The organism is Leptolyngbya sp. CCY15150, from assembly GCF_016888135.1.
Taxonomy (GTDB): domain Bacteria; phylum Cyanobacteriota; class Cyanobacteriia; order RECH01; family RECH01; genus RECH01.
Window position 1 is genome coordinate 1 of record NZ_JACSWB010000171.1, and the last position, 6,817, is coordinate 6,817.

General features: G+C 52.9%; 6 protein-coding genes. 4 read left to right on the forward strand and 2 right to left on the reverse strand.

Annotated elements, in window-relative coordinates; genetic code table 11:
* The 3 genes from JUJ53_RS10985 to JUJ53_RS10995 all read left to right on the forward strand — a co-directional run.
* A partial coding sequence (locus JUJ53_RS10985) for a transposase (protein ID WP_204152059.1) occupies positions 1-317 on the forward strand: 317 nt, incomplete at its 5' end.
* A 221-nt stretch (positions 318-538) separates the two neighbouring features.
* A complete protein-coding gene (locus JUJ53_RS10990; RefSeq protein ID WP_204152060.1) occupies positions 539-940 on the forward strand; it encodes a VOC family protein in 402 nt (133 codons plus the stop codon).
* A gap of 146 nt (positions 941-1,086) precedes the next feature.
* A complete protein-coding gene (locus tag JUJ53_RS10995; RefSeq protein ID WP_204152061.1) occupies positions 1,087-1,287 on the forward strand; it encodes a hypothetical protein in 201 nt (66 codons plus the stop codon).
* Positions 1,288-2,619: 1,332 nt separating this feature from the next.
* Here the strand turns inward: JUJ53_RS10995 and JUJ53_RS11000 are convergent.
* Together JUJ53_RS11000 and JUJ53_RS24650 are read right to left on the reverse strand one after the other, a co-directional pair.
* Positions 2,620-2,967 (reverse strand): hypothetical protein, encoded by a 348-nt coding sequence (locus JUJ53_RS11000; protein ID WP_204152062.1) that lies wholly within the window; start codon positions 2,965-2,967, stop codon positions 2,620-2,622.
* A gap of 77 nt (positions 2,968-3,044) precedes the next feature.
* Entirely contained in the window at positions 3,045-3,299 is a 255-nt protein-coding gene (locus JUJ53_RS24650) for a DUF5674 family protein (RefSeq protein WP_275415756.1), read from the reverse strand.
* A 228-nt stretch (positions 3,300-3,527) separates the two neighbouring features.
* Here JUJ53_RS24650 and JUJ53_RS11010 point away from each other — a divergent pair, with 228 nt between their 5' ends.
* Positions 3,528-6,539 carry a tetratricopeptide repeat protein gene (locus JUJ53_RS11010; protein WP_204152063.1) on the forward strand — a complete coding sequence of 1,004 codons (3,012 nt, stop codon included), beginning with the start codon at positions 3,528-3,530 and terminating at the stop codon, positions 6,537-6,539.
* Positions 6,540-6,817: the final 278 nt, after the last annotated feature.

The following is a 6,817-nucleotide window of genomic DNA, read 5'->3' on the forward strand; positions in this document are numbered from 1 at the left end:
TGCGGGAGATTTTGAATCTCAAACCCAAATCGGTCGAGGGACAACGGTTGCTCAAACGCTATCAGAAGATTCGAGATCATCTGTTGCTGTTCTTAACCGATGCGACCGTCCCGCCCACCAATAACGCCAGTGAGCAGGCGTTGCGCTGGAGTGTCGTCTTCCGCAAGGTGACCCATGGCTTTCGTTGGGACTGGGGAGCGGAGTTGTTTGCTCAAGTGCGATCGCTGGTCAACACCGCAAAGTGTCAGGGCATGTCTGCCTTTGATGCCATTTTGCGTGCTCTTACCTCACATCAGACCGATTGGCTATTCAGTTGAGCAATTACCAAATGCTCGGCCGAACCCATTTCGGCGGGACTTTGCCACTGTCGAGACTGCCAGAAGGCAACAGGCAGTGCCTTCTGGTTCAACGATGAAACTACCGAATCCTGTACAATACAATTGCACTAGTCTTGTAGGGGGTTAGCGGCAACTCGCTACTATCGTTGCTACCTGTGTTTTGCAAGTACCTGTTTATTGCCCATGTGGAGGATTCAGTCATGGATAACAATCCCAGCATTCTTTCTCATATCTCGATTGGCACCAATGACTTCGATCGGGCGATCGCATTCTACGACCAGGTGTTATCAACCCTAGGGTGCAAGCGACTGATGGAGCATCCGGGGGCCATAGCCTACGGCAAGCAGTATCCTGAATTTTGGGTGGTCATCCCATTGGATCGCCAGCCCGCAACGGTTGGCAATGGCACCCATGTCAGTTTTATTGCTCCGACTAAAGAGGCCGTCCAGGCTTTTTATGAAGCAGCACTGGCCGCTGGAGGTATTGACGAAGGCGCTCCCGGTGGTCGATCTGAATATGGTGAGCCCTACTACGGCTGCTTTGTGCGTGATCTAGATGGGCACAAGGTAGAGGCCGTTTTTTGGGATCAGGCGCTGGAGTAAGAGCCTGTTTAATCACCGCACTCTACAGCATTTGGGCAGCAGTCCCAGTAGGCTGAGGAGAAGGAGAATCTCTCGATGGAAAAGCAAATCGTCTATTGTTCTAGTTGCCTCGCTCGCTAGGCTGCTACGACCGTTCCGATAGTTCCGTGTCGTTGGCGCTCGCTGGGCAGCTCCGGTCGTCTCGCCGTGCCATCCGCCGTCGCCCAGCGGCAGTTCCGGTCGGGACGCTAACCCCAGCACTTACAGAGCGATTGCCCCCGCCCTCGGTGGACTCGTTCGCTTGGTTTTGTCTCACCGCCACGAATCGCCATCAGTCGCCCCAGCCAACCCCAGAGCGATCGCCGTAAACCGCCGCTGTCTCGCCAGCGCCGCCACGTCTTGTTGTGGCTTTTGGTGTGGATCTGGTCGGTGGTGAGATGGTTTAGACGCGGTTTGGAGGGTGCTGGGCAACGTGACTGTACGGTCTAGGGCTTGAGGTTATCTATCGGTGGTGGTGTCTGCAGGTCAGAATAGATAGAAATCATGCTGCACGGAGGAAGCTTCCCTTTTTTCAGCAAGCCCTAAATAGCTATTAAATTCCAGACGTGTTGTGAATAGTAGGGTATAGGCGATTGCCGTGGTTAAGACTTGAACCGAAGAGTGCAAGAATCATGCATCAAGGGCTCAACATTCTAGAGATCTGCAATTGATATATAGTAAGCCTTTCAGGGTCTTCTGGGTAGTCCCACTGTCCAACCGTTAACGTGCGAGAAATAACAGCCGAGTCGAGTTTGAGTGGCGTCCTATCGAGCTCTGCACAGGTATCAAAGAAGGCTGGTTTGAGCGGTTGAAGTTGGGACGAGATCGCAGCGAGTTGGATGCGAAGCGTCACGATGTCGTCCATGATGGCATGAGTGTTTTGTGTCGTTGTATCCATAAAAGCACTCATGCAGGTGTTCCCATCATCCGAGGTGCCAAGAGACAGAGACCTAACCAAGTCTTGGGAGCTTCAGCCGCTGCCCGATGCAGCGATCGCCCCCCGCAGTGTTGAGTCGTTAGATGAATGAGAAGCCATCACGTCTCATCTGTGCTGGGTGTTGCTGGAACGTCCGGCCGTTGTGTAGTGGGTGACGGGATAGCATGGGTGGGTGGAGGCTGTAGCAAGAGGTGGGCATTCAACTGGATTGATTAGATAGTGTGGAGTAGAGGCATTTGGGCTGGCAACAACTGGCACTGCTGTTGATGTTTGAGATTAAGCCCCTAGAGCGTGTTTCAAGAAAAGCAGAAACCGTGCCACGCTATTTGTCATTACAGCAGAAAGGTTGCGTGACTGGGGCTATAGCGATCGCATCATTTTAGCGAGTCGCCCCAACAGTCGTTGAGCTGTACTGGATACGGATTTGTTGAGCCGCTAATGAATGGTTGATGGTTGTCTGTACTTTATGGGATGGGGTTCTGGACTGACATAGTGCTGAAGCGATCGAGGGTATGTACTAGCCAGGTGCAAATCCATGCAAAATCATCGAAATCATCAAAGAAATGAGGATTGAAGGTGCCTGCGTTATGGGTTGCCTTTGAGCTGTTCAGCAGCTAGATTCGTGGTGCGATCGCTCACAAGACTCCCAGCACGCGATGGAGGATGGTGTGATCGCATTACTCATAGGCAGGGGATCTCGGCATCCAAGGGTATAGCGATCATCCTAAACCAGAACACCAGCGATCTGCCGCAGTTGCTCAGCCCAAGTTTGAGCGCGGCGAGCTATGACTTGGCGCTGGGAATCTGTAGCCCAAGTCTCGTCCCAATGCAGATGCCAGCGAGAGAGTTGCCGTTGGATCTGGGCTAATTCAAAGGCTTGATCGATGTTCAAATCCATCGCAGTTAGTTCAACCCATGCCTTTACCTGGCGTAGGGTGGTCAGTGCTTCATCGGCAGCGGTGTCTTCTTCACTCAATGTGGCGAGCTGGGAGAAGGTTTGTGCCAGCATTTCTAGCCGCAGTGAGAGGCGTTGACAGCGAAAGGCAAGGTCTTCAGGACTCCAATGATTCATAGTCTTCCTAGCAATCTGTCGATGATGTCTCGAACCTGCTGGCGCACTGCAGCGTCCAGAATTTGCATGGAGCGATTTTAACGTGGACGAAGGTTGACCATTGATTCATAAAGGATATCTTGGGTCACGGGATTCCAGCTTGCACCCCAAAGATCATCCTGATAACTGCCATTATCTAGCAATGTAACTTCACAATCGGAGTGCATGTCTCCACCCCCCGCCAAAATTTCTAGACGGATATCGACGACGGTTTTGATGTAAAACCGATGAGCCTCTAGCATAGCTTCCAATTGTTCTATTGTTGCAGGCTCATACAGGATGTGAATAATCAATAGTTTGGGATAGAAATGTTTGGGATAGAAGGGGATGAAACTTCAGTTTCCAGTACAGGAGAGTATAGATTGACGAATTCTAGCCTGCAACAGTGGGGAGATGTTTGAGGTCACTGACCTGAACTTGTGCAAAATCTAATGGTTTCAATCTTGCATACCTGGGTGGGGTCGGGGACTATGGGGACTATATAGGGGCGTTGACCTCTAACTTGATAGGACTGATCTGCGATGCGTTGTTCTCGTTCTCGGATGCCTGCTCTACCGATATCCCGTCCTGCAAGGGATTGGGGTGTTTTTTCGCTGTTGTTGCGGGGAGCTGCCCGCCGACGGATGGCGGCGGTGGTGATGGCGGTGGCGCTGGTGGCTCCGATGGGGATAGGGGTAGGGCGGATGTCGTCGTCGGTGGCTCAGACGTTGACGACCGAGCAAGCTGCTGCCTTGGAAGAGGCAAATCGGTTGGATCAACAAATGATTCAGCTTTATCAACAGGGACAATATGATGAAGCGATTCCCTTAGCCCAACAAGCTTTAGACATCCGAGAAACGGCGCTGGGTGAGAATCATCTCTATGTCGCCACCAGCCTCAATAATCTGGCAGAGTTATATCGAGCGCAGGGGAATTACGCGGCGGCCGAACCGCTCTTTCAGCAATCGCTCGCTATTCGAGAAACCGCCCTAGGCGAAAATCATCCCGATGTTGCCACCAGTCTTAATAATCTGGCTAACTTGTATCTGGATCAGGGAAATTACGCTGCCGCTCAACCCCTCTTAGAGCACTCGCTCTCGATTTATGAAACTACTTTCGAAAGCAATCATTCTGAGGTTGCAAGCATCCTGAATAATCTAGCAACTTTGTATCACGACCAGGGTGATTACATCTCTGCAGAATTGCTCTACCAGCGTTCACTCTTCATTTATGAAACGGCCTTTCAAGCTAATCATCCCAATATGGCCAGAGTCCTTAATAACCTAGGAGGTTTGTATCAAGACCAAGGGAATTATGCTGCTGCTGAAATTAGTTACCAGCAATCACTGGCTCTTCTCCAAGCGAGCGTGAATGTAAATCATCCCGATATTGCAACCCTCCTGATTAATTTAGCATCGTTGTATCAAGATCAAGGAGATTATGCCACCGCAGAGCCTCTCTTACAGCAATCTCTCATTATCCTAACAGCGGTACTGGGCGTGAATCATCCTCGTATTGCTGTCAGTCTCGACAATTTGGCAAGAGTCTATCTTCACCAGGGTAAGTACGAAGAGGCTGCAACTTTCTATGAACGATCGCTCTCTATCTTGGAAACTGCTTTAGATGAGAATCATCCTGATGTCGCCAGCAGCTTCAACAATCTAGCCAGGTTGTATCAAGAACAGGGAAATTACGCGGCGGCCGAACCGCTTTATCAGCGCTCGCTCTCAATTTATGAAACTGCCTTGGGTGAGAATCATCCCAATGTTGCTCTCAGCCTCAATAATCTGGCGTCGCTGTATCAAGCACAGGAAAATACTGCAGCGGCACTGCCACTACTTGAACGAGCCGCAGAAAGTCGAGAAGCCCAACTAGAACTGACCCTGGCGGTCATTTCTGAGGCACGACGGCGGGCTTACCTGTCCACGCTTTCAGGGGAAACCAATCGCCTTATTTCCCTCAATTTCCAAGACGCACCGGACGTGGCTCCCTTGGCGCTGACCACGCTACTCCGCCGTAAAGGACGAGTCCTAGATGCCACAGCAGAAAGCTACGCTACCCTGCAACAACAGTTAACCCCAGAAAACCAGGCGTTGCTGGATGAATTGCGTCAAATCGACACCCAGCGGGCTAATTTATTTTTTGGTGAACCCGTGGAGGGGCAGGCAGAACTGGTATCCTCTCTAGAGGCCAGAGCCGAAGTGCTGCAAAATCAGCTCGCGCGGGCCAGTGCTGTCTTTCGCACCGAGACCCAGCCCGTCACCCTAGAGGCGGTGCAGCAGCAGATTCCAGCGGACGGGGCCTTGGTAGAACTGGTGCGTTACGAGCCCTTTGATGCCGCCGCATCCCGGCAAGACCCATGGGGAGCGCCGCGCTATGCAGCCTATGTGCTCTTCCCCTCCGGCGACATTCGCACCGTGGATTTGGGGGATGCCGCTGCTATGGATGCCCAGGTTTTTACTTTCCTTGATGCCCTGCGCAACCCCCGCTCCAACATTCAAGCGATCGCCCGTGACCTGGATGCCCAACTGATGCAGCCGATTCGCGCCCTCACTGGTGACGCCACCCACCTGCTGCTCTCCCCCGATGGTGCCCTCAACCTGATTCCCTTCGCTGCCCTGATGGACGAAAGCAACAGTTACCTACTAGAGCGCTACACCTTCACCTACCTCACCTCCGGCCGCGATCTGCTGCGGATGGATCGCGGTCTGGAGCCGGGGCAGGGGCCGGTGATTGTCGCCAATCCCGACTATAGGGCGACGGAGCTAGCTGCGGCATCCCGTGGCGCTACACCGAGTCAGGGGAATACTGTCCTCACTGCCCAACGATCCACCGACTTTAGTAGCCTCAGTGCCTTCGGATCCCTCCCCGGCACCGAAACGGAAGCGGATGCCATCCTGCCCCTGCTGGCCAACGCCACCCGCTGGGACGGAGCCGAGGCCACTGAAGCCGCCATTAAGCAAGTTCAAGCGCCCAGCATTTTGCATCTAGCCACCCACGGCTTTTTCCTGCAAGACCAAGACTGCTTGGCTGTTCCCGGCGGTACCCGCACGGCCTCGATTGAGGTGATCTCCACCGTTCAAACCGACTGTGTACCTACCCCGCGCAATATGGAAAATCCGCTGCTGCGATCGGGGTTGGTGTTTGCCGGCGTCAATCAGCGGGCAAACTTCGCAGATGGTAACGACGACGGCGTGCTCACGGCTCAGGAAGTCACCCGAATGAACCTGTTCGGTACGCAACTGGTAGTGCTTTCCGCCTGCGAGACGGGACTGGGGAATGTGGTGAATGGCGATGGGGTATATGGTCTGCGGCGGGCGTTTGTGCTGGCGGGGGCGGAAAGTCAACTGATGAGCCTATGGAAGGTAGACGATTTGGGCACCAGTGACCTCATGCAGGGGTACTATGAACGGTTGCTAGCTGGTTCCGGACGCAGCGAGTCTTTACGGGACATTCAGCAAGAGTTGCTCAACACCGGAGCCTATCAGCATCCCTACTACTGGGCGGGGTTCATTGCCTCTGGTAATTGGCGATCGCTAGAGGGGTGGGAATAAAAAACTGTACAGCAGAGAGAACGCTTAAACGTCATAGAAAATGCCACTTTAACTGATTGATCATGGCAATTCATTTGCTTTCTGACTCCATGAAGACGGTCTAGCTAGAGAGAGAGCGATCGCTAGCAGGCAGAGGCAAGAGCAGGAGAGCAACGTCTGACATGGGCAAAAAGCCCTTAGCAGGCATTAGATAGTGTGGCGTAGAGGCTATTTGGGGTGGCTACAACTGTCACTGCTGTTGCTGCTTGAGATGAAGCCCCAGACTGTTTGGCAGGCTG